The sequence below is a fragment of the Halomonas alkalicola genome (assembly GCF_030704205.1).
GTDB classification, from domain to species: Bacteria; Pseudomonadota; Gammaproteobacteria; order Pseudomonadales; family Halomonadaceae; genus Halomonas; species Halomonas alkalicola.
Genome location: NZ_CP131913.1, coordinates 3437262 through 3458401, shown reverse-complemented (window position 1 = coordinate 3458401; position 21140 = coordinate 3437262). Strand labels below are relative to the sequence as shown.

Sequence of the window (21140 nt, the reverse complement as noted above, 5' to 3'; positions counted from 1 at the left end):
GATGCCCGCCTACTTCGTCACCGGCACCGACACCGACGCCGGCAAGACCCTAGCCAGCGCCGGCCTGCTGGCCCGCGCACGCCGCGAGGGCCTCACCACCCTGGGCCTCAAGCCCATCGCCTCGGGCAGCGAGACCACCCCGGACGGCCTGCGCAACGCCGATGCCCTGGCCCTGCAGGCCGAGAGCGTACCGGCAGTGGACTACACGACGATCAACCCCTACGCCTTCGCCCCCGCCATCGCGCCCCACCTGGCGGCCCGGCGCGCCGGGGTCGAGGTGCGCCTGGCCGACCTCACCGGCTGGCTGCGACCGCTGCTGGCCCTCGAGCGCGACCTGACCCTGGTGGAGGGCGCCGGCGGCTGGCGGGTGCCGCTCAACGACGACGAGGACCTCGCCGAGCTGGCACTTGCGATGGAGCTCCCGGTGATCCTGGTGGTGGGCCTGCGCCTGGGCTGCCTCAGCCACGCCCGCCTGACCGCCGAGGCCATCACGGCCTCCGGCCTGCGCCTGGCCGGCTGGATCGGCAGCCTGGTGGACCCCGGACTCTCCTTCGATGCGGCCGCAGACGACGCTCTCTACCAGGACAACCTGGCCACCCTGGCGCGCACCCTCCCCGCTCCCTGCCTCGGCGTGATCCCACGGCTGGCGGCCGACGCGCCTGCCGCCATGGCCGCGGCCGCCGCCGACCACCTGGAACTTCCCGATGCTCATTGACTTGGGAGGCACCGTCCGTAAAATGTGCTCGCCTGCCTACTCGTGCGGATGTGGTGGAATTGGTAGACACGCCAGGTTTAGGTCCTGGTGCCTTCGGGCGTGGAGGTTCAAGTCCTCTCATCCGCACCATCGTGGTTTCTCGCTGTCCCCCCCGCTATCGACGAACCTTCTCCGTCATCTCTTCCAGGATGCGCGGCGCCTTCGCGTGTCCGTCCGTTACCCCCATGTCCTGCTGGAGCCCTGAATGACCTCGAGCAACCGCTCTCCCGTCTGGCACCCCTATGCCCACCTCAAGACCCAGCGGCAGGCGCCGAAGGTCATCGGCGGCGAGGGCCCCTACTTCACCCTGGAAGGGGGCGAGACACTCCTGGACGCCACCTGCTCCTGGTGGTGCATGATCCACGGCTACCGCCACCCGCGCCTGGTGAGCGCCATCCAGCGGCAGGCCGACGCGCTCTGCCACGTGATGCTCGGCGGCCTGACCCACGAGCCCGCCGATCGCCTGGCAAGGGAGCTCGTACGCATCACCCCCGCCGGCCTCGACCACGTCTTCTTCTCCGACAGCGGCTCCGTCGGCATGGAAGTCGCCATGAAGATGGCGGTGCAGTACCACAGGCTGCGGGGCCGGCCGGAGAAGCACCGCATGCTCTCGCTGATGAAGGCCTACCACGGCGACACCGCCGGCTGCATGGCGGTGTGCGACCCCGAGGAGGGGATGCACTCGCTCTTCGCCGGCTACCTGCCCCGCCACCACTTCGCCCCGGCCCCCACCGCCCCCTTTCACGCCGACGACGAGGCGGTGGCGCAGGACCTGGCCGCCCTGCGCGCGGTGCTGGAGCGCCACCATCACGAGATCGCCGCCCTGCTGATGGAGCCGCTGCTGCAGGCCGCCGGGGGGCTCAACATGACCTCGCCCCGCTACCTTCAGGGCGCGCGCGAGCTGTGCGACGAGTTCGACGTGCTGCTGGTGTTCGACGAGGTGGCCACCGGCTTCGGCCGCACCGGGCGGCTGTTCGCCGCCGACCACGCCGGGGTGACGCCGGACATCATGGTGCTCTCCAAGGGACTCACCGGGGGGTATCTCGGCCATGCGGCAACGCTTGCCACGGACCGGGTGCATGAAGCCTTCATCGGTGACTCGCCGATGCATGCCTTCATGCACGGGCCGACCTTCATGGGCAATCCGCTGGCCTGCGCCGTGGCGCTGGAAAGCCTGGCCGTGTTCGAGGAGGAGGCGTACCTGGGCCGGATCGCCGGGCTGAACCGGGTGCTGGAAGAGGAGCTGGTAAGGGACGAGGCGCTGGCCGCCCACCCCGCGGTGGTCGAGGTGCGCACCCTGGGCGCCACCGCGGTGATCGAGACCCGCGCCGCCGCGGACCTCGCCGGCGTGGCCGACTGGGCCCGCGAGCAGGGGGTCTGGCTGCGCCCCATCGGCCGCTGGCTCTACACCATGCCCGCCTACGTCACCTCCCCGGACGACATGCGCCGCATCACCGCGGTGATGAAGGGGTGGTTCCGGCGCTGAGGCCAGGTGTGGAGGTCGCCCTCAGCCGCGCAGCAGGGCGGCGAGCAGCGCCGCGATGACCAGCAGCACGGCGATCAGGGTGGCGGCATGGCGGGCGTAGCGATGCAGCATGGTCTCTCTCCTTACACCATGTCGAAGCGGTCGGAGTGCAGGCGGGTCGGGGCGACCCCCAGTTCGATCAGCGCCCTCTCGGCGGCATCCATCAGCGGGTCCGGGCCGCAGATGAAGTAGTCGCGGCGGCCGTCGTCGGCGGGCAGGCAGCGCGAGAGCAGCTCGCGGTCGACCTTGCCACGCTCGCCCTGCCAGCCTTCCGGCGGCTCGTCGAGCACGTGGATCACCTTGAGGTCGAGGCGCTCGGCCAGGGCATCGAGCTCCTCGCGGAAGGTGGCCTCCTCTCAGGTCGGATTGGCATAGATCAGCCACAGCGGCAGGCGCTCGCCGCGGTCGGCGAAGGTGCGCAGGATGCTCATCACAGGCGTGACGCCGATGCCCCCGGCGATCAGCACGGCGCCGGACGGGTTGCCGGCGTCCGGCAGGAAGGCGCCGTAGGGCCCCTCGACGAAGGCCCGGGTGCCGGCGGGTACCTCGGGCAGGGTCGTGGTGAAGTCCCCCAGCCGCTTGATGGTAAAGGCCAGCCGCTCGGGCCGCGCCGCCGAGGAGGCGATGGAGAATGGATGCTGCTGGAGCCGGAAGGGCGTATCGCCCAGGGTGATCCAGGCAAACTGCCCGGGGGCGAAGGCGAGCCGATGCTCACCCACCGGCGCCAGCACCAGGGTGGTGGCGTCGCCGCGCGCCGGCGACGCCTCGACCACCTGCCAGGGGCGGCGGCGCAGCCGCCAGGGCCTCAGCAGGCGGCTCTGGGCCACCAGCAGCAGTGACGCGCCCACCAGCCCGACCAGCAGCCATCCGGGCAGCCCCCGGGTGACATGCCCCACCATGAGCGCATGGCCGAAGCCGCCGCCCACCACCGCCACCGCGAGCAGGCCATGCAGGGCCCGCCAGCGCTCGTAGGAGAGCCCGCAGGCCTGGCGCCACAGCGAGGTGACCACCAGCAGCAGGGTGGCGAGCAGCAGCCCGATCAGGGCCAGGGCGCGCAGGGTGTCGTCGCGAGGGTCCAGGTAGTCGAGCCAGGCCGGCCGCGCGGCAAGCATGACCAGCGGATGGGCCACCACCAGAAGCAGCGCGAAGAGCCCCATTCGGCGGTGGAACTGCAGCAGGTTGTCGAAGCCCAGCGCCTCGCCGAACCAGCGGTGGCGGCCCGAGACCAGCGCCTGCAGCGCCATCACCGCAAGGGCCAGCAGCCCGAGCAGGGTGCCGAGCTCCACCCCGAAGCCGCGCCCCTCTGCCGGGGAAAGAGCCACCACCGCGGCCACCGGCAGCAGCGCCAGCACGAGATAGATGCCCCCCCACCCCAGGGCACGCCGCATCACGTTGCTCATCGTCTCCTCCCTGACCAGCTCATTCCTTCGCCCCCTAGCAGTCTGTCGGACTTGAGGTTAATGGATGAGCTGAGGCGTGGGTTCTTCACCCCCCCCTGTGTTGGTGTTGGTGTTGGTGCTGTTGTGTGGTGGCTCTTAACCTGCCCCTCAGCTTCTGCAAGGCGGTTCTGACGCCTTGCCTGCTGGCCGGTTGGGCGCGGCGAGCCCTCAGCCCGCCGTCAACCGGTGCATCCGCTTGATATTCCACGCCATGGTGGCCAATCGCCACTCGCCGCTGACCTTATCCAGTCCGCGTAGCGAGAACTGCCGGAACCCCATCACGTGTTTGATGATCCCGAAGACCGGCTCCACGGTATGTTTGCGCAATGCGTAGAGCGCTCGGCCCGCCTGCGTCTTCAAGCGGTGTGCCATCTGTTCGACGGGGTCCTCGCTCTCCGGGGCAGGCGGATCCGCGGCGAAACGTTCAAAGACCGGAAGGTGATGGACGTCTCGCTTCATCGCCAACAGCGGTTCGATACCATGGTCATGGCAGGCCTGGATATTGCTGGCACTGAAGTAGCCGGTATCACCCAGCAGGTGGTCAGGTTTTCCCCAGCGTTTCCGGGTAACCTTGCCAGGCCGTCAGTAGCGGCATGACTTGCTGCTTGTCATTGGTCGCCTGCGTGACGTGGACATGGGTCACCAGCAGACTCTCGGTATCAACCGCGGCTTGGGCGTTGTAGCACTGATCAAACCCCTTGCCGGTGACCGGCATGATGCGCGACTGCGGGTCGGTGAAATTGATCTGATCCTTGTCACGCGGGCCACCAGTGGGCGGTTCGGGGTCACGCCCACGGGGCTTCTTGCCGGCCTTGCGCTGCGCCTCCCGCCGCGCCACCTTTTCCTGATAGGCGGCTTGCTCGGTGGCGTCCCGCTCCTCGGCGCGCGCCTCGATCTTGGCCTTCGCCTCAGCGATGGCCGCCAGGCGGGCTTCACGGCGGGCAATCTCGGCGGGGATATCCATGCCGTCGGCCGCGTCCTCCTTGTCCGCCGACTCGGCCCGATCGGTCAGCGCTTTCACCTCTGCCCTGAACTGTGCCTCCAGCTTCTTGGCATGGCCATACGACAACGCGCCTTGTGCTTGCTGGCGTTGGCCTTGAGCTTGGTGCCGTCCAGGGCGATGGTGCCAAGCTTGAGCAGCTTCATCTCGCGGGCCAGCAGCAGCACCTGTACCTGTACGAACAACTGTTCCAGTTCCGGCAGAAAGCGGCGGCGAAAGGTGGCCAGCGTGTCATGGTCGGGATGGGTATTGGCGGCCAGGTAGCGGAACGCCACCGAGTCATAGGTGGCACGCTCGATCTTGCGGCTGGAGACCACCCCGGTGGCGTAGCCGTAGATCAGCAGGCTCAGTAGCACCGCCGGGTGATGTGCCTTGGAACCCCGCCCCATGTAACGCCGGGTCAACGTCGAGAGGTCCAGTTGTTCGACAACATCGACAACGAACCGCGCCAGGTGACCATCGGGCAACCACTCGTCTACCGAAGGCGGCAGCAGGTAATCGGTCTGGCGATCCACAGGGATGAAGCGGCTCATGGCGATCTTCTCAGCTCGGCGATGACGGTGGTCAGTATCTCACGGTGCAACGGAAAGACCGACAGGCTGCTAGGGTAGGCGAGTGACCGAAGGGGTGAAACCCGGCGCCGCCCCGGGGGTATGATCAAGGGACTCGGACCGGAGAGCCCCATGCCCGCACGCCCGCGCCCCGCGCTGTGTCTTTCTCTACCCCCTTCTCTGCACCCGGCCCTGCGGCGAGCCCTGCTCGTGCTCGGCGCCCTGCTGCTGAGCGGCTGCGGCCAGGCGATGCTCCAGCAGCCCGGGCCCGGCCCGGATACCGTGCGCCTGGAGCCCGACTGGGCGATCGCCGAGGACGGCTACCGCCTGCCGCTGCGGCACTGGCCCGCCGAGGGCGAGCCTGCCCAGGCGCCCCGCGCCCTGGTGCTGGCGGTCCACGGCTTCAACGACCACGGCGGCAGCTTCGACGTCATGGCCGAGGCGCTCGCTCCCCACGGCATCGCCACCTACGCCTTCGATCAGCGCGGCTTCGGCCTCACCGCTCAGCGGCGGATCTGGCCCGGTCACCGGCGGCTGGTGGCCGATGTTCACCACCTGGTCGCGCTGCTGCAGGCGCGCCACCCCGACACGCCCCTCACCCTGGTGGGCAAGAGCATGGGCGCCGCAGTGGTGCTGCTGACCCTCGCGGACGACCCGCCGCCGGTGGCCGGCAGCGTGCTGATCGCCCCGGCGGTGTGGGGGTTCGAGGCCATGCCCTGGTACCAGCGCGCCAGCCTGTGGCTCGGCGTGCGGCTCATCCCCTCGGTCAGCTTCTCGGCCAGCAGCGTGCGCCGGCTCGGCATCGAGCCCACCGACGACCCCGAGATCATGGCGCGCCTGGCCCGCGACCCGCTGATCCTGCGCAGCGCCCGGGTCGACACTCTGCATGGCGTCAGCGAGACCATGAGCCTGGCCCTGAACGCCGCCGAGCGGCTGCCGGGGCCCGCCCTGATCCTCTACGGCGACGCGGATGAGGTGATTCCCGCCGAGGCCGCCTGCGCCCTGCTCGAACGCCTGCCCGCGCAGGACACCGACGCCCCCGCGTGGCGCCTGGCACTCTATCCGGGGGGCTACCACATGCTGACCCGCTACACCCGGCGCGAGCGCACCGAGGCCGACCTGGCCGCCTGGCTGCTCGACCCCGCGGCGGCACTGCCCTCCGGCCACGAGGTGACCCAGGCCGAAGCCCGCGACGCCCTCTGCCGCTAGCGCCCGCAGTTCGCGACTTCAACGGGGTTCATGGATAGACTGCTATCAGGAACTGAGGGGGAGCCCACGGATGAGAAAGGTCCTGATCGCGCAGGCGGCCTGCGCCGCCCTGGGCGCCCACGCCGACACCGCCCCGGCCCCCATGGGCGGTTGGCTCGACGATGAGCTCGGCGCCGTCGAGATGCCGGAAGGCGGCGACGGCGAGCCCGATGCCGAGGGCCTCCCGGAGGATGACAGCGACCTGCCCCCCTGGGCCAACGAACGGATCGAGCCGCTGCACGAGAACGTCTCCCGCTGGGTCGAGACCACCTCGCGGCGCATCGACGGCTTCTTCGGCACCACCGACGCCCTGAGCATCGAGAACGACTCCTACCTCAGGATCAGCCAGGGCTGGCGCTGGAAGGAGGGCGATGCCTTCCAGCAGGACATCGGCGCCCGCTTCCGCCTCGACCTGCCCACCACCGAGGAGCGCTTGCGGCTGGTCATCGAGAGCGAGCCGGAGGAGACCCAGGGCACCCTGGCCGAGCAGGACAACCAGCTGGTGGATGACCGCATCAGCGGCGTGGAGAGCCTGCGCATCGGCCTGAACCGCCTGGGGCGCCGCGACAAGAGCGAGCAGTGGAACACCCAGGTCGGCGCCGGCATTCGCGTGCGGCTGCCGCTGGACCCCTACGCCCGGGTGATCACCCAGCGCCTCTGGACCCTCAACGACGGGCCCTGGCAGCTGGAGAGCGACAACCGCCTCTCCTGGTTCAACAAGGACGGCTACTCCGCCCGCACCCGCTGGGACATCGGCCGCCCCGTGGACGAGAACCGCCACCTGCGCTTCATCACCAACGTGCAGTGGCGCGAGGTGGTCGATACCCTGGAGTTCAGCGAGGCGGTGGAGCTCAACCGGCGCATCGACCGCCGCCGGGCGATCCGCTACAGCGCCGTGGCGCTGGGCGAGAGCGGTTCGAACCCGCGCATCGAGGACACCTACCTGCAGACCCGCTACCGCCGCGACCTGCACCGCGGCATCCTCTTCCTGGACGTGGCCCCCGCCCTGCACTTCCCCCGCGAGGCGGACCGCGAACCGCGCTGGGCGCTGGACCTGCGCCTGGAGATGTACTTCCGCCGCGAGTTCGACCGCGTACGAATGTGACCCGAGATACCCCCCCAAGACGCGAGGCCCCATGACACTCAGCAAGACCCGATCCAGCCTCTACCGCCGCCTCTACGTGGCCTACCTGGTGTCCCGGGGGATCGCCAGCATCCCGGCGGTGACGGCCGCCACCGGCATGCCGCGGCGCACCGCCCAGGACACCCTCTCCGCCCTGGGCGAGCTGGATATCGCCTGCGAGTTCGAGCACGAGGAAGGGGCACGCCACAACATCGGCGCCTACGTCATCCGCGACTGGGGCCCGATCGACCCGGACTGGGTCGCCGCCCATGCCGAGGCGCTGCGTCAGGCGCTGGGCTACCCGCCGCTAGACCCGGCATTGACCCAATGATGAAAATGCATCACAGTTGATATGCATTCTCACTTGAACGACAGCACGGGCACCCCATGAGTACAGAGCGCCCCAAGGCGTACTACACCGCCGTCTTCCTGCGGGGCTCCTTCCGCGCCATCAAGGAGTCCATGGCCGGCAAGGCCGAAGACGGCCTGCCCTGCTGGCTCGACACCCGGATGCTCGGCATGCTCTGCCGCGAACTCACGGCCTGCAGCGAGGAGCCGACGCTGCCCGCCGACGCCCATGAGGCCCTCGAGAGCGCCCGAGAGGCCTGCGACCAGCTCCTTTCCCGCTGCCCCGGCGGCCTCGACAGCACCCTCTGCCACCGCCACCTGGACGCCATCCTCGAGGCCCTTCAGCGGGCCATCGACGCCCTGGCCAAGGCGCCGGTGCCCGCCGCCCCCTCTCGCTGGCAGAGCGCCACCCGCTACCTGCTCCACGGCTGGAAACGCCTCTCGTAACGCCTTTCGTAACGCCTCTTTTGAGAGCCACCGTGGCCGCGGCACCGTGATGCGGACCTAGGCCGATCAGCCCGCACAGCCCGCCCGGCTGATGCCGGGTACCCTAGCGTAACCACCCGCTGCCTCCCTCCCCCGCCGGCTATGATCAAGGTGACCCACCCCATATCTCTCGGCCCCTCGCCGCCCGGCGCAGGGGCCGAGGTCGTGACTTCCCGCGCCACGACATGACCCGGAGGAGACCCCGATGCGTAATATCCTGTGGAGTGGCATCGTCGTGCTGGGCTTCGCCGCCGCAGGCCTGCCTGCCGCCAGCGGCCAGGCCGATGACGTTGCCGAAACGATAGAGGCGATCCGTGCGGCGGTGGAACGCTTCACGGACGTGAACGTGGCGCTGGCCGAGGGCTACATCCCCGATCCCTCCGGCGAGTGCGTAAAGGCCGGCGGGCACGGCCTGCCGCCGGAACTCGGACACATGGGCATCCACTACATGCGCCCCGACCTGCTCGGCATCACCGCCACCGAACCGCGGGTGGACGGCACCGGCACCCATACCGACTTCATGGAGCCCGCCATCCTGCTCTACGAACCCCAGGCGGACGGATCCATGGTGCTGGTGGGCGTCGAGAACCTGGTGTTCGCCCGGGCCTGGCAGGAGGCCGGCCACAGCGAGCCGCCGAGCTTCCTGGGCCGCACCTGGGACTACATGGCCGATGACCCGGCCATCCCCGGCGACCAGGCTCACGGCTTCGAGCCCCACTACGACCAGCACGTCTGGTTCCGCACCAACCCCAGCGGCAACCTCGAGCCCTTCAACCCGGCGGTCAGCTGCGACCTGCGCAGCGCCTGACCCCACAGGGGAGGCGCCGCCTCCCCTGTTACCTTCCCGCCAGAACTCGATAGCCCAGCGCCTCGAGGCGGCGCCGCTGCGCTGCCGTCAACGCCACGCCGGGCCCGTCGCTATCCTCCGGAATCCCCGCCAGCACCGCCACGCCGGCCTCGTCATCGCCGTGCAGCAGGCGCTCGTCGCAGCGCCCGCAGCGCCAGGCCTCGCCACCGCGCGCTTCCATCAACAGCTCGAGCTCATCGGCCCCCTGGCCGATCTGGATGGCCGAGAGCGGCCAGAAGGCCACCGCCTCGCCCTCGGCGTCTTCGCCGAGAGCCAGGGGGGCGCCGCATACCAGCAGCGATAGCGCACCGCAGCCGCAGGCGATCTGCCCGTAGGGTCCGTTGCTCATGGGCACTCTCCGTCGAAGGATGGTCGGTGTCAGTGTGGCACTGATGGCCGACGGCGCCGACCTTAAGCCAGGGAGCGCCTCGATGAGCCAGGGCGTTCTACGCCAGCGCGAGCGGGCGGCACGACAGCCGCCGCCCACCTCCTCCCAGGCCGGACCCGACGCAGACTTCCCGCTCAGGGAAAAGTCGAAAGGGAGAAGTCGACAGGCAGCAGGCCGGCATTGGCACAATGTCGTCCTCGACGGCCATCATGTGAGATGGCCATCGTGAGACGACACAGGCGGAAGGAAGACATACTGCCATGGGGCGAAACCCGCCATACAGTATCGGCGTTGACTAGAAGAGGACCAGGGAGGCCAGCACACCAAGCAGCGCACAGCTTCCCAGCACCTTGAGCATGCCGACCTTGAAGTGAAAGATGGCGACCATGGCGCCGGCGGCCAGCAGCAGGGCCAGGGGGTCGAGGGTGCCGAGCTGCGGGATCAGCAGGCGGGCCCCCAGGGCATGCCGCTCCTCGACCTCGGCGAAGATCACGTGAAGACCGAACCAGATCGCCAGGTTCAAGATCACGCCCACCACCGCCGCCGTGATGGCCGACAGCGCCGCAGTCAGGGCCCGGTTGTCGCGCAGGCGCTCCACGTAGGGCGCGCCGAGGAAGATCCACAGGAAGCAGGGCACGAAGGTCACCCAGGTGGTGAGCACTGCCGCGAGCGTCGCCGCCAGCATCGGGTCGAGCCCGGTGGCTTCGCGGAAGGCACCCATGAAACCGACGAACTGCACCACCTGAATCAGCGGCCCCGGCGTGGTCTCGGCCATCCCCAGGCCATCCAGCATCTCCCCGGGGGCCAGCCAACCGTAGTTCTGGACCGCCTCCTGGGTCACGTAGCCGAGCACCGCATAGGCGCCGCCGAAGGTCACCACGGCCATCTTGCTGAAGAAGGTGGCGATCTGGCTGAAGACGTTCTCACCCCCCAGGGTAATCAGCAGCAGCGCCACCGGCGTCAGCCACAGCAGCAGGAAGGTCGCCGAGATGCGCAGTGACCAGCGGCGGTTGGGCCGGGCATGGGCCGGAAGCCCCTCACCGAGCAGCGAGTCGCGGTCGCTCAGGCCCGGGGCATTGCCATCGCCGTGGCCCCCCCCTACCTGGAACGCTGCCATGCCGCGCTTGCCGCCCCAGTAGCCCAGCAGGGCAGCACTCAGGATGATCAACGGAAAGGCGATATCGAAGAAGAAGATCGCCACGAAGGCCGCCGCCGCGAGGCCCAGCATGATCCGGTTCCTGAGTGCCCGCTTGCCGATCCGCACCACCGCATTGAGCACCACCGCCAGCACGGCGGCCTTCAGGCCGAAGAACAGCCCTTCCACCAGGCCCACGTTGCCCAGCGTGGCATAGAGGTAGCTCAACGCCAGGATGGCGATGAAACCGGGCAGCACGAAGAGACAGCCGGCGACCAGGCCGCCCCTGGTACGGTGCATCAGCCAGCCGATGTAGATCGCCAGCTGCTGGGCCTCCGGCCCCGGCAGCATCATGCAGTAGTTGAGGGCGTGCAGGAAACGCCGCTCGCCGATCCATTTCTTCTCCTCGACCAGGATGCGATGCATCACGGCGATCTGGCCGGCGGGGCCGCCGAAGCTGAGCATGGCCACGCGCAGCCAGACCATCACGGCCTCGCGAAAGGGAACCTGGTGGGGCGTTTCATTGACGGGGGGCATGTACACTCTCACGAAGACGATGGCGGCATGATATTGTAGAGCGTATAACACAGATGTTACATGTACAACGATGATAGATGACATGGTAGACGACGAAAGACGCTGGCTGATACTGGTCATGAGCCTGAGCGGGCGGGCGGGCAGCACGCGCATGCGGCTCTGGCGGGCCTTGCGCGGCATGGGTGCGGCCGTGCTGCGTGACGGTGTCTACCTGTTGCCGGCAGGCCCATCGCGATACCGGGCGCTGCACCACCAGGCCGATGCCATCCAGGCCCTAGGCGGCAAGTCCCTGCTGATCGAGGTGGACGAAACGCGCCTGGAGACAACGGAGGTGTTGCCCGCCCTCTTCGACCGGGATTCGGAGTATCAGGAGTTGCTCGAGGCCGTCGCCAGTTGGCAGCAGGAGTGTCCCAGCCTGGAGGAACGTGAGGCGCAGCGCCGGCTTCTTCAGCTGCAGCGGCGCTTGCAGGCGACCGTCGAGATCGATTTCTTTCCGGGGACCATCAGAGAGCGAGCCGTCATGGCCCTGGCAGACGCCGAGGCCACCTACAACCGCTGCTTCGTGCCCGACGAGCCCAAGGCCACCCGTGCCGGGATTACCGCTCTGGATCGAAGCGCCTTTCGCGGCCGACTGTGGGCTACCCGTCGTCACCTGTGGGTGGATCGTGTGGCGTCGGCCTGGTTGATCCAGCGCTTCATCGACCCCGAGGCGCGCTTCCTGTGGCTGGAGAGCCCGGCGCAATGTCCGCCGGAGGCGCTGGGGTTCGATTTCGACGGGGCCGCCTTCACCCATGCCGACGACAAGGTGACCTTCGAAGTGTTGCTGGCGAGGTTCGGGCTGGTGGCGGATGGTGCGCTGGTCAGGCTCGGGGAACTGGTGCACTACCTGGACGTCGGAGGCGCTCCCGTGCCCGAGGCGGCCGGGCTGAAGCTGATGTTGAGCGGCGCCCGGGAGCGCTGCCCGGATGATGACGCCCTGCTTGCTCATGTGGGCATGCTGTTGGACGACGCCTACCAGGCCTATACAGGTGTACATGGCAGTGCTTGAGAACAAGCGGATGCTGGGTATTCGCAAATCGTGGGCGGATCCTCATTGTTCCCACGACTTGATAATCCGGCTTCACCAAATCGGCGAAGCCATTGCAGGGTGGCGATGTCAGGTTTCGGCCAAGAGCGGACGTTCGGCTAAACCTCATATATCGTCGCCAACACACGCAGCTTAGTAGTTTAGCCGAATCCAAAATCAGGAAAGTTACGCTGAACTTGACGTGAATAAGCCTTTACGCCAAGAGCTTATGAACGGAATATCGTAAAACTCAGACCCACATACGCTACGTAACCGAGCATGAGTAACCCGCCTTCGATCCTGCTAAGGCGACTCCCAGTGTATAGAAAAAGCAACAGAATAAGCGACGTTCCCAGCATGACCCACTGATCAAACTGCAAGATTCGCTCATGGACTGGAAGAGGCTGCAGGAACGCGGAAATTCCGAGTATTCCCAGGAGATTGAAAGTATTGCTTCCCAGAATATTTCCAATAGCAACATCGGCATGCCGCCGTAATGCCGCAATTACTGAGATGGAAAGCTCAGGCAGAGACGTACCAACCGCCACAAGGGTCAGACCTATTACAGCCTCTGAGACACGAAATGACTCGGCTATTCCCACAGCTCCCTTTAGCAAGACTTGCGAGCCCGTGATCAAAAGCCCCAGACCCAACACAATCGCCATGACTATCCATAGCGTAGTTTTTGGTAACGAAGTCATCTCCTTCCCTTCAGCTCTATGTAACTCTGCGGAAGGAACTTTACCGGACCGTTCAGTCACATAAGCCCATATCAGATAAGCGGCTAGCGCCAAAAGGAATATGCCAGCGTCAGACCTTTCCAAGGCATCCCCACCGACAAGAACAAGAAACAAAATGCTAGCCACTACAACAGTGACGCCATCACGCCGCAACACCAGCGGCTTAACAGCAAGCGGCGTTATCAGCGCGCACAAACCTAGAATTAGCAATATATTGCCAATATTGCTCCCTACAACGTTACCGATTGCGATGTCTGGCCGCTCACTCAAAGCCGCATCGATTGAAACAACCAACTCTGGAGCAGACGTACCGAAACCTACAATCAGCAACCCGCTGAGCAAAGGTGAAATCCCCAGCCGATTTGCTGCAGCCAGAGAACCTCTGATAAGTGCCTCACCTCCACCTGTCAGAAGAAAAACCCCGATCGCGACAAGCAGCAGGTTCAACAAAACTGTGAGCTTCCAGTTGCCAACTTCATAAGAGTTTTCTGCCTCAGGATGAAATAAATAATAGCAATGAGCGCGCCTGCTGCCTTTGCCTGAATGTCGTTTTTGCTTTGTAAGCAGCAATCTGCCTTACATCAAGCATAGGCGAACCTTCCTCTTTCGGCCAGAAGCGGACTATGATGTGACGCCTCAAGCAGAGGTGCAGGTTTGCTACGCTCTTGCCTTAGTTTGTCTATATTACCATTATACAGGGGTGCCCCTTAAATAGTCATGGTGTGATGTAAAGGGTGTCACCGGGCTGTGAATTTTATTCGATCTTCATTCACCATGAACTAACCAGCAAACCCACTTTAAAGCCTGAAGCAATATTACTAAAAAACAAGACATTAAAAAATGCCAAACCACATGTGTTACTGGCCACGCAACCACCCACCATAGCCATCTGTCTGACATGTATACCATGCTTAAAATAAATGCAATAATGATAGCTAGATGCCCAAGGAAAATACTAAAAACTGTCAGACTGAATATAAAAAAAGAAGCACGTCCTAGGAATCCATATAGCCCTAGCTGGTCGAGTTCTGATCGTGAAATCATCCCGCCTTATTCACGAGGGCGCTGATTGAGCGGTCTGAAGGTACTGGCTGTTGGCATTGCTTATCAGGATTCGCCTCTTCAGCGCGAGTGGCTGTTGAGTAATGCCAGAACGCAGCCCTTTTCCTACTTACTTATTATAGCTCTTTGGAATCAATGGCGGCCGTCCAAGCAGCCGTGATCGCCGACCGCCGCTCCGGTCGCTCGCTTTCTGATGCTGTGGTGGTCTCGCAGGAGCGTCAGCTCAGTGCGGTCAGCTTCGGTAGCCCCTTCAGCAGCGTCGGCCACCACTTGTCGGCGGCGGCACCCAGATGAACGGTGATTCGCCGAGCGTGCAGCCTCAGCGTGGCGGCGACCTTGAGCACCTGCTCGCGCATCCGGCTCAGGCTCCAGCCTTGTCGGGTTTGCCGCTCCAGGAGGCAGCGCAGGCCATGCAGGACCTGGTAGGCGTAGAGACTGAGCAGCAAGCTCACCTCGTTGCGCGCCATCACGTCCTGAACGGTGGAGGCGCCGCGATCGGTCGACGAGAGGTGCACGTCGAGCGCCGACTTCACTTCGCCCATGTGCGCCTCGGCGCTGCCGCGCTTGCGATAGAGTGCTAGGACCTTCTCTGGCGGCCAGTCGAACTTGCTGAGGAGGTGGGTGACCAGGAAGAAGGCATGCAGCAGCAGGTCATCGGGGCGCTCCTGCACGACCAGCACGACGCGCCGTGGTGCCGGCCAGGAACCGGCTTGGTACTCAAGGTCATGGCACCATTCTCGAGGCTGTTCAGGCGGTCGGCCGCGGGGCCGCTTCAGGTAGGGCGCCGCCAATTTTTGCAGGCCCTTGTGGCTGCGTAACCGGCCCAGATACTCGATGTCGCGCTCTTCCAGCGCCTCCAGCGTGTCGTTGTCGGTGAATCCGGCATCGATGCGCACCCGAACCTGGGCGCCAGTGCTCTCGTTGAGCCGCGTCACCAGATGGGGGATCCATGTATCGGCATTCTCAGCCGGGCCGGCGTTGCCCTCGCGTAGCAGGCCACCGACCATGTCGCCTGTTTCGGCCAGCGAGGCGACCAGCGGCGAGTAGATGCGGGTACCGTAAAGGCCATGGTAGGCCGAGCCACCTTGGTGACCGTGGACCTCGATCGGCAGGCCGTCGATGTCCAGCGTCAGCTGCTTGGGGCGCTCGCCGTTCTTCAGCGAGGTCAGGCGCCAGAGCACCAGCCGCAGCAGGCCTTCGTGCACGGCATCGATGTTGTCGTTGCGGCCGAGGCAGGTCAGCAGCCGCGACAGCGTGGCTTGAGACGGCCGGTCCTGCGCCAATGGCGTCGTCCCGCGCGCGTCGCTACAGGCCAACTGCCAGAGCGGGTCACGGCGCAGCGTGTCGGTATCGCTGAGATCGATCCAGCCCATCGCGCGCTGCAGCACCAGGGTGCGTAGCTGACTGGCCAGGGAGTGGCGGATACGCAGCGGGTGACGCGGATCGACCAGGTTGTCTTCGAGCGCCTCAATCACGCCGCTGTTGTCGAGGGCTTCACGCAGCAACAAAGCGCCGCTGTCGCTGGTGGTGCGGTGGCCGCTCAGCTCGACACGGACAGAGCCGTTGCACGAGGGCGTCCAGGTGGATAGGCTTTCACCCATAGCGGATGGCTCCCTTGGATCAGGTTCTTGGCGGAACACACTGAATTTTCAAGAGGATACCATCCGCTATCTTCGTTTTCAGGCCGGTCTCATGAATAAGGCGGGATCATGGCTTTCACCTTGCTGTTTCGATCCTGAATTCAATCATCGTGCCGGCTGCATAACATGGCCTAACGAGCATCTCGCGTTTTCAGGCTTGTCCGCTTTGGGTCGAAACCGGCCATAGAAAAACCGGCATGATGGCAGGAAATAGCACTGTGCCATTTCCCAAAGCCATGCCGGCTGGCCGACGAAGAATCGGTGGGTGTCGCTGCCATATCGCCTTCCCTGCTCCCTGGGTCAGCCCTGTCACCAGGCTGTTTCCATTTGTAATGCACCCCAGCCTAGCTCAGTGGGCTTCGGTTGGCCAACGGCGCGTTGGGAGTATGCTGGTGGTTTACTCGGAAACCCAAGGAGCCCGGACGATGATCGACGAGAAGGATATGGACTACCTGGAACGCTGCGTGGCGCTGGCGGAGCAGGCGCTGGAGGCGGGTGACGAGCCGTTTGGCTCGGTGCTGGTGAGCGGGGATGGCGAGGTGCTGGCGGAAGACCATAACCACGTGGCCGGCGGCGACGCTACCCAGCACCCGGAGTTCTTCCTGGCACGCTGGGCCGCGGAGCACCTGACGCCCGAGCAGCGGGCGCGGGCCACCGTCTATACCTCCGGCGAGCACTGCCCCATGTGCGCGGCGGCCCACGGCTGGGTGGGTCTGGGGCGGATCGTCTATGCCAGCTCGTCGGAGCAGCTCATCGGTTGGCTTGGGGAGATCGGCGCTTCGCCGGCGCCGGTGGCGCCGCTGCCGATCCGGCAGGTGGTGCCCGATGCCGTGGTCGAGGGGCCGGTGCCGGAATTCGCCGAGCGAATCCGCGGCCTGCATAGGCGCCTGCACGGCGCTTGACTGGCCTGGCCGCTCGTCACCGAGCGGCCGAGCGGTGCCTCTTGATCCGGTACATGTCGCCATCCGCATGGCTCAGCAGGGTGTCGGCATCCTCCCCGTCGGCGGGATAACAGGCCACGCCGATACTGCAGGAGGGCGCAAGCCCGTCCAGTTCGCCGCCCAGAGGCTCGGAAAGGACCGCGAGAATCTGCTCCACCTTCCTGGAGACGGCATCCGTCGAGTGGATGTCCGTCAACAGGACGGTGAATTCATCGCCGCCCATCCGCGCCACCGTGTCCGTCTCTCGCACGCAGCCTTCCAGCCGTCGTGCCACCGAGCAGATCACACGATCTCCCACCGCATGCCCGTGGGCATCATTGATGCGCTTGAAGTCGTTGAGATCCAGAAACAGCAGCGCCAGGCCACTTCGATGGCGGTGGGCCGCATGCAGCGCCGATTCCAGCCGATCATAGAACAGCGACCGGTTGGTCAGCCCCGTGAGCGCATCATGATGGGCGAGGTAGCGCAATTCGTCCTCGGCCTGCCTGAGGGCCGTCACATCCCGGGCGACACCGATCCGCCCCCCCCTCCTCCGCGTACCAGCAGGCAGACCACAGGATATGAACGATACCGCCATCCTTGCGGATGTAGCGGTTACCGAAATCGATGTGGGACTGTCCCTTCATGACCCGGGTGATGGAGGCCAGAGAGGCCGCCAGGTCGTCCGGATGCATGTAATTCGTGATCATCGTGCCCATCAGCTCGTCGGCACGGTAACCGAGCAGTACCTCACAGGCATCGCTCACGAACACGATCTGGTTGTCCCTGTCGACCACGAAGACCGTGTCCAGCATCAGGTGGACAAGCTTGGGATAGAGGGCTTGAAGATCAACGGGCATGTGTCAGGGCGTCCGGTTCGCGAACGCCGAGTGTATCCCGAACTTGACGGGAGCCGGTAGAAATCCTGGGGCCGTTACGCCCCACCTGCCAAGGATACGGTAGGCCTCGGGCGTCGCCTCGTTGCCCACCTCTTCCGTCGCACCATCCGGCGAAACTACGCGGTTCACCCGCGCCTCCATGTCGCGGGCCATGGCAACGGTGGCGGCCTCGAGGCTCAGGGCCAGAGCCGCACGGGCCTCGTCGAGGGCCTCCTGCAGCTGCGCCTCCATGGCCGGGCGATAGCGTGCCTCCTGCCCCTTGAGCAAGGCGTATTCGCTGCCGGCGATGCCGGCCAGGGTCGCGGCCGTGGTCAGCGTGCCCACCACCACGGCCCCCGGGCCGGTCGGCGAGGTGGCCACCGCCGCCGCCCCGCCGCTGGCCAGGGAGCGCGCCGCACCGGTGCCAAGGCGCAGCGCGAGGCTGCGCAGTGCCATGCGGCTGCCCTGCACGGCCGCGCCAGCCCCCAGCCGCCCGGCCAGGGCGCGGCCCGCCACCAGCCCCACGCCGCTTCCCCCCACCGCCGCCGCACTCCAGCGTGAACGATCCAGGCCCTCATCGAGGGCGTGCCGCAACACGGCGTCCAGGTCGAGGGCGGGGCTGTCGCCCTCTCCCGGCTCCGCGGCCACCTGGCGCGGGGCATAGCGCTCGTGAAGCGTGAAGCGTGACGGTCAGGCCCTCGGCCATCGCCTGCTGCTCGCGGGCCAGGCGTTCCGGGTAGTCCGCCTGGAGCTGGGCCAGCGCCGCCTCCAGGCCGCTGGGAACCACCAGCCGCTCGTGGAGCTGTTCGTCCAGCCACGCATCCAGATCGCCGACCAGGGCCACGGCGAGCCGCTGGTAGCTGCCCGGCGCGGAGAAGTACCAGTCCAGATAGCCCGGCACCGCCGCAGCCAACGGGTCGAAGGCCGCCTCGAGACGCGCCTCCCACCAGGGCGCCATGCGCGCCGCGAGCCGCGCCTGGGCCTCGCCGGTGAGCGTGGCGAGGTCCCGGGTGAAGTCGGCATGGGTCTGCGCATCCAGGGTCAGCGACTCCCCCGCCACGATCACCCGGAACAGCGGCGCCTGGCTGCGCGACTCCAGCCAGCGGTGGCCGCCCTCGAGCAGCACCAGCAGCAGCAGGACCACCAGCAGCGAGAGCCCCCAGCGGCGCCAACCGCGTGTGGGGGCATGCCCTTCCCGACGGGGCAGGGTCGCGCCGCTCATGGGGCCTTCTCCTGGCGCCGATGCGCTGCCCCCTCGCCGCGCAGCGCTTCGGCACCGACCAGCAGGCGCACGAAGGCCCAGGCAAGGGCGCCCTGGGTCAGCAGCATCAGCAGCCACCCCAGCAGCGCCAGCGGCGCCCCGAGCGACAGCTGCGCCTCGGCGTTCTGCATCGCCCAGGCCCGGGTGATCTCGGCGGCGGCCGCCAAGCGTTCGAAGAAGGCGAGCAGCGATCCGCCCTCGCCGGCCGGCAGGTGGCGCAGTAGCGCCGCCTCCCAGCCCAGGTCGACGAGCCATGGCTGGGGCAGCCACAGGGCCAGCCCGACCAGCGCCAGGGCCAGCAGGCCGGAAACGGGCCCCACCAGCAGGCGCCGGGTGACCGCCGGCAGACGCGCCTCGATCACGTGCGGGGCCAGGCGCCGGCGCAGCCAGCCTCGGGCCAGTGCGATGCCAAGCGCCCCCGCCAGCAGCAGCGGCCAGGCGGCGAGAGGAAGCCCCCGCAGCTTCACCAGCAGCACCAGCGCCAGCAGGGCGCCGAGGAGCTGGTGGCGGGCCAGCATCAGGGCGCCGCCACGCAGCCGACGATGCCAGGGGGAGCCATCACGCAAGTACTGCCCCAGCCAGGCACGGCGGCGCAGGCGGGCCGCCTCCAGGCTGCCGGCGGCGATCAGCTGGGTGGCCAGCACCCAGGCCGGCAGGAAGAGCCAGCGGGCCCAGGCACTGCCAGAAAGCGACCAGAGCAGCAGCGCCAGCACCGGCAGGACGAGGTGCCACGAGAGGCTCGCAAGATGACCGGCTGGGCGTCCCATCGCCATGATCCCTACCGGGCCAGCACCTGCTCGATATGGGCCTCGCAGCGCCGGTGGGCCGGCCGCTCGCGCAGCCCGGCCCAGTAGGCCTCGAACTCCGGGCGGCGCGGCAGGGTGCCGAACTGCATGCCCCAACCGATATGGGAGCCGACGTAGACATCCGCGGCGCTGAAGGCGTCGCCGGCGATATAGGGCCTGCCCGCCACGGCGGCGGCCAGGGTCTCGACCAGGGTCCAGTAGTCGCCAGAGCCCAAGCGCATCGCCTGCTCCGCCGTGGGCGCGACGCCAAGGTCGTTCAGCGCGATGGCACTCTCCAGGGGGCCGGCGGCGAGGAACAGCCAGCGGTAGTAGTCGCCCCGGGCGGCGGAGGGCGGGGCCAGGCCGGCCTCGGGGAAGGCATCGGCCAGGTAGGCGCAGATGGCCGCGGCCTCGGTCACCACCGTCTCGCCGTGGCGGATCGCCGGCACCTTGCCCAGCGGGTTGATGGCGAGGTACTCCGGCGTCTTCATGGCGGCGCCGTACTCGAGGGTCACCATGCGATAGGTGGCGCCGAGCTCCTCGAGCATCCAGTGAACGATGCCGCCCCGGGAGAGCGGGTTGGTGTAGAAGATGAGCGGAGCGGGCTCATCCTGAGCGCCAGCGACCGGGGCCGGCTCGGCCAGGGCCGCCGGCGGCAGCTTGACCTCCGGCGGCAGCACATAGCCGCGGCCCGGCTCGTTGACCACCTCGACCCCCACCGCGCGCAGCACGGCGATGTCCTGGTAGAGGTGGCGCAGGGTCACGCCAAGCGCCCTGGCGAGTTCGGGCCCGCCGATCGGGCCCTGGTGGTGGCGCAGCACCCGGAGCAGCTCCTGCAGGTGAGTCGTTCGAGTCATGGGCGTTTCCTCGGGCAGGTAGCGGGTGAACGCGTTCCCGCCGGCGAGGCGGAGACGAGAGCATCATCATGGCCCTGCCCGGGCCCGCTGGCCAGTCACCCCCGACCTGCCTACAGGTGCCACACCCGAGGGGCTCGCCTCCACCAGGGTCTGCGCGATGGCGAGCAGCCGCTCGTCGCCGAAGCGGTCACCCACCAGCTGCACGCCGAGCGGCATGCCCGCCTCGCCCCGGCAGAGCGGCAGGTTGAGGCAGGGCACGCCGAGCAGCGTCCAGGCGCGGCAGTAGAGCGGGTCGCCGGTGGCGTCGAGCCCCTTGGGGGCCACCCCCTGGGCGCTGGCGGCGAGGATCACGTCCACCTCCTCGGCGAAGACCCGGGAGAGCACCGGCTGCAACGCCGAGGCCTGGGCGCGCGCCTCACGGTAGCGCACGAAGGGCAGCGCGCGGCCCGCCTCCAGCAGCTCGACCAGCTTCGGCCCCATGCGGTCGGCGAAGTGGCGATATTCGCCGGCCAGGGTCCGGGCCGCCTCATAGGCCATCACTATTTTGGGT

21 protein-coding genes, 1 tRNA gene and 2 pseudogenes are annotated in these 21140 nt (G+C 67.1%); 10 read left to right on the top strand and 14 right to left on the bottom strand.

The annotated features are described in order from the left end of the window. Position 1 precedes the first annotated feature (1 nt). The 3 genes from bioD to bioA all read left to right on the top strand — a co-directional run bounded on the left by bioD (position 2) and on the right by bioA (position 2240). Complete coding sequence (bioD, locus tag B6N23_RS16285) at positions 2-715, top strand: dethiobiotin synthase (RefSeq protein WP_302138903.1); 714 nt, start codon at positions 2-4, stop codon at positions 713-715. 44 nt (positions 716-759) lie between these two features. Then, a tRNA-Leu gene (locus tag B6N23_RS16280) sits at positions 760-844 on the top strand. A gap of 115 nt (positions 845-959) precedes the next feature. Then, positions 960-2240 (top strand): adenosylmethionine--8-amino-7-oxononanoate transaminase, encoded by a 1281-nt coding sequence (gene bioA, locus B6N23_RS16275; protein ID WP_305500744.1) that lies wholly within the window; start codon positions 960-962, stop codon positions 2238-2240. Between the two features lie 122 nt (positions 2241-2362). Here bioA and B6N23_RS17075 read toward each other — a convergent pair. The 3 genes and pseudogenes from B6N23_RS17075 to B6N23_RS16265 form a co-directional block, all read right to left on the bottom strand. Further along, positions 2363-2614, bottom strand: a pseudogene (locus B6N23_RS17075) (ferredoxin reductase family protein); the annotation flags it as partial. Positions 2615-2635: 21 nt separating this feature from the next. Continuing rightward, a complete protein-coding gene (locus B6N23_RS16270) occupies positions 2636-3679 on the bottom strand; it encodes a ferric reductase-like transmembrane domain-containing protein (RefSeq protein ID WP_369424725.1) in 1044 nt (347 codons plus the stop codon). 207 nt (positions 3680-3886) lie between these two features. Then, positions 3887-5251: pseudogene (locus tag B6N23_RS16265) on the bottom strand (IS1182 family transposase). Between the two features lie 150 nt (positions 5252-5401). Between B6N23_RS16265 and B6N23_RS16260 the strand changes: the two are divergent. From B6N23_RS16260 to B6N23_RS16240, 5 genes are all read left to right on the top strand, one after another. Further along, a complete protein-coding gene (locus B6N23_RS16260; RefSeq protein ID WP_305500742.1) occupies positions 5402-6478 on the top strand; it encodes an alpha/beta hydrolase in 1077 nt (358 codons plus the stop codon). A 70-nt stretch (positions 6479-6548) separates the two neighbouring features. Beyond that, positions 6549-7622: a hypothetical protein gene (locus B6N23_RS16255; RefSeq protein WP_305500740.1), complete on the top strand. Its 1074-nt coding sequence runs from the start codon at positions 6549-6551 to the stop codon at positions 7620-7622. A 31-nt stretch (positions 7623-7653) separates the two neighbouring features. Beyond that, entirely contained in the window at positions 7654-7971 is a 318-nt protein-coding gene (locus tag B6N23_RS16250; RefSeq protein ID WP_305500737.1) for a winged helix-turn-helix domain-containing protein, read from the top strand. A 56-nt stretch (positions 7972-8027) separates the two neighbouring features. Next, positions 8028-8435 carry a hypothetical protein gene (locus tag B6N23_RS16245; protein WP_305500735.1) on the top strand — a complete coding sequence of 136 codons (408 nt, stop codon included), beginning with the start codon at positions 8028-8030 and terminating at the stop codon, positions 8433-8435. Positions 8436-8679: 244 nt separating this feature from the next. Further along, on the top strand, positions 8680-9282 hold the full coding sequence (locus B6N23_RS16240) for a hypothetical protein (protein ID WP_305500733.1): 603 nt from the start codon (positions 8680-8682) through the stop codon (positions 9280-9282). Positions 9283-9310: 28 nt separating this feature from the next. Here B6N23_RS16240 and B6N23_RS16235 read toward each other — a convergent pair whose 3' ends face one another. Then, positions 9311-9670, bottom strand: coding sequence for a hypothetical protein (locus B6N23_RS16235; RefSeq protein ID WP_305500730.1), 360 nt, complete (start codon positions 9668-9670; stop codon positions 9311-9313). Positions 9671-10004: 334 nt separating this feature from the next. Continuing rightward, entirely contained in the window at positions 10005-11381 is a 1377-nt protein-coding gene (chrA, locus tag B6N23_RS16230) for a chromate efflux transporter (RefSeq protein ID WP_305500727.1), read from the bottom strand. Positions 11382-11463: 82 nt separating this feature from the next. Between chrA and B6N23_RS16225 the strand changes: the two genes are divergently transcribed. Further along, entirely contained in the window at positions 11464-12429 is a 966-nt protein-coding gene (locus tag B6N23_RS16225) for a chromate resistance protein ChrB domain-containing protein (protein ID WP_305500725.1), read from the top strand. Between the two features lie 245 nt (positions 12430-12674). On the opposite strand, the gene B6N23_RS16220 is transcribed toward B6N23_RS16225, so the two are convergent. Both B6N23_RS16220 and B6N23_RS16215 read right to left on the bottom strand, forming a co-directional pair. Continuing rightward, a complete protein-coding gene (locus B6N23_RS16220; RefSeq protein WP_305503859.1) occupies positions 12675-13637 on the bottom strand; it encodes a calcium/sodium antiporter in 963 nt (320 codons plus the stop codon). An 830-nt stretch (positions 13638-14467) separates the two neighbouring features. After that, a complete protein-coding gene (locus B6N23_RS16215) occupies positions 14468-15889 on the bottom strand; it encodes an IS1380 family transposase (protein ID WP_305500722.1) in 1422 nt (473 codons plus the stop codon). A gap of 425 nt (positions 15890-16314) precedes the next feature. On the opposite strand from B6N23_RS16215, the gene B6N23_RS16210 reads away from it, so the two are divergent. Continuing rightward, complete coding sequence (locus tag B6N23_RS16210; protein ID WP_305500720.1) at positions 16315-16791, top strand: nucleoside deaminase; 477 nt, start codon at positions 16315-16317, stop codon at positions 16789-16791. Positions 16792-16807: 16 nt separating this feature from the next. Here B6N23_RS16210 and B6N23_RS16205 read toward each other — a convergent pair whose 3' ends face one another. The 7 genes from B6N23_RS16205 to B6N23_RS16175 form a co-directional block, all read right to left on the bottom strand. Next, a complete protein-coding gene (locus B6N23_RS16205) occupies positions 16808-17299 on the bottom strand; it encodes a diguanylate cyclase (RefSeq protein ID WP_305500718.1) in 492 nt (163 codons plus the stop codon). Next, the gene (locus tag B6N23_RS16200) at positions 17277-17669 is read right to left on the bottom strand and encodes a PAS domain-containing protein (protein WP_305500717.1); all 393 of its coding nucleotides are present in this window, start codon (positions 17667-17669) and stop codon (positions 17277-17279) included. The genes B6N23_RS16205 and B6N23_RS16200 overlap by 23 nt, the downstream gene beginning before the upstream one ends. A gap of 3 nt (positions 17670-17672) precedes the next feature. Continuing rightward, positions 17673-18281 carry a hypothetical protein gene (locus B6N23_RS16195; RefSeq protein ID WP_305500715.1) on the bottom strand — a complete coding sequence of 203 codons (609 nt, stop codon included), beginning with the start codon at positions 18279-18281 and terminating at the stop codon, positions 17673-17675. Next, positions 18262-18909, bottom strand: a complete 648-nt coding sequence (locus B6N23_RS16190; protein ID WP_305500713.1) for a hypothetical protein — start codon at positions 18907-18909, stop codon at positions 18262-18264. Before B6N23_RS16190 ends, B6N23_RS16195 begins: the two co-directional genes overlap by 20 nt. Continuing rightward, positions 18906-19715, bottom strand: coding sequence for a hypothetical protein (locus B6N23_RS16185; protein WP_305500711.1), 810 nt, complete (start codon positions 19713-19715; stop codon positions 18906-18908). Before B6N23_RS16185 ends, B6N23_RS16190 begins: the two co-directional genes overlap by 4 nt. Positions 19716-19726: 11 nt before the next feature. Beyond that, a complete protein-coding gene (locus B6N23_RS16180) occupies positions 19727-20590 on the bottom strand; it encodes a glutathione S-transferase N-terminal domain-containing protein (protein WP_305500708.1) in 864 nt (287 codons plus the stop codon). A gap of 66 nt (positions 20591-20656) precedes the next feature. Then, the gene (locus B6N23_RS16175; protein WP_305500706.1) at positions 20657-21127 is read right to left on the bottom strand and encodes an amidase family protein; all 471 of its coding nucleotides are present in this window, start codon (positions 21125-21127) and stop codon (positions 20657-20659) included. Between the last annotated feature and the right edge of the window lie 13 nt (positions 21128-21140).

Coding starts and splice junctions, on each gene's coding strand:
- B6N23_RS16245 (WP_305500735.1), top strand. CDS start 8,028: ATGAGTACAGAGCGCCCCAAGGCGTACTACACCGCCGTCTTCCTGCGG.
- bioA (WP_305500744.1), top strand. CDS start 960: ATGACCTCGAGCAACCGCTCTCCCGTCTGGCACCCCTATGCCCACCTC.
- B6N23_RS16270 (WP_369424725.1), bottom strand. CDS start 3,679: ATGAGCAACGTGATGCGGCGTGCCCTGGGGTGGGGGGGCATCTATCTC.
- B6N23_RS16200 (WP_305500717.1), bottom strand. CDS start 17,669: ATGCCCGTTGATCTTCAAGCCCTCTATCCCAAGCTTGTCCACCTGATG.
- B6N23_RS16185 (WP_305500711.1), bottom strand. CDS start 19,715: ATGGGACGCCCAGCCGGTCATCTTGCGAGCCTCTCGTGGCACCTCGTC.
- B6N23_RS16240 (WP_305500733.1), top strand. CDS start 8,680: ATGCGTAATATCCTGTGGAGTGGCATCGTCGTGCTGGGCTTCGCCGCC.
- chrA (WP_305500727.1), bottom strand. CDS start 11,381: ATGCCCCCCGTCAATGAAACGCCCCACCAGGTTCCCTTTCGCGAGGCC.
- B6N23_RS16235 (WP_305500730.1), bottom strand. CDS start 9,670: ATGAGCAACGGACCCTACGGGCAGATCGCCTGCGGCTGCGGTGCGCTA.
- B6N23_RS16210 (WP_305500720.1), top strand. CDS start 16,315: ATGATCGACGAGAAGGATATGGACTACCTGGAACGCTGCGTGGCGCTG.
- B6N23_RS16250 (WP_305500737.1), top strand. CDS start 7,654: ATGACACTCAGCAAGACCCGATCCAGCCTCTACCGCCGCCTCTACGTG.
- B6N23_RS16255 (WP_305500740.1), top strand. CDS start 6,549: ATGAGAAAGGTCCTGATCGCGCAGGCGGCCTGCGCCGCCCTGGGCGCC.
- bioD (WP_302138903.1), top strand. CDS start 2: ATGCCCGCCTACTTCGTCACCGGCACCGACACCGACGCCGGCAAGACC.
- B6N23_RS16180 (WP_305500708.1), bottom strand. CDS start 20,590: ATGACTCGAACGACTCACCTGCAGGAGCTGCTCCGGGTGCTGCGCCAC.
- B6N23_RS16225 (WP_305500725.1), top strand. CDS start 11,464: ATGGTAGACGACGAAAGACGCTGGCTGATACTGGTCATGAGCCTGAGC.
- B6N23_RS16260 (WP_305500742.1), top strand. CDS start 5,402: ATGCCCGCACGCCCGCGCCCCGCGCTGTGTCTTTCTCTACCCCCTTCT.
- B6N23_RS16175 (WP_305500706.1), bottom strand. CDS start 21,127: ATGGCCTATGAGGCGGCCCGGACCCTGGCCGGCGAATATCGCCACTTC.
- B6N23_RS16190 (WP_305500713.1), bottom strand. CDS start 18,909: ATGAGCGGCGCGACCCTGCCCCGTCGGGAAGGGCATGCCCCCACACGC.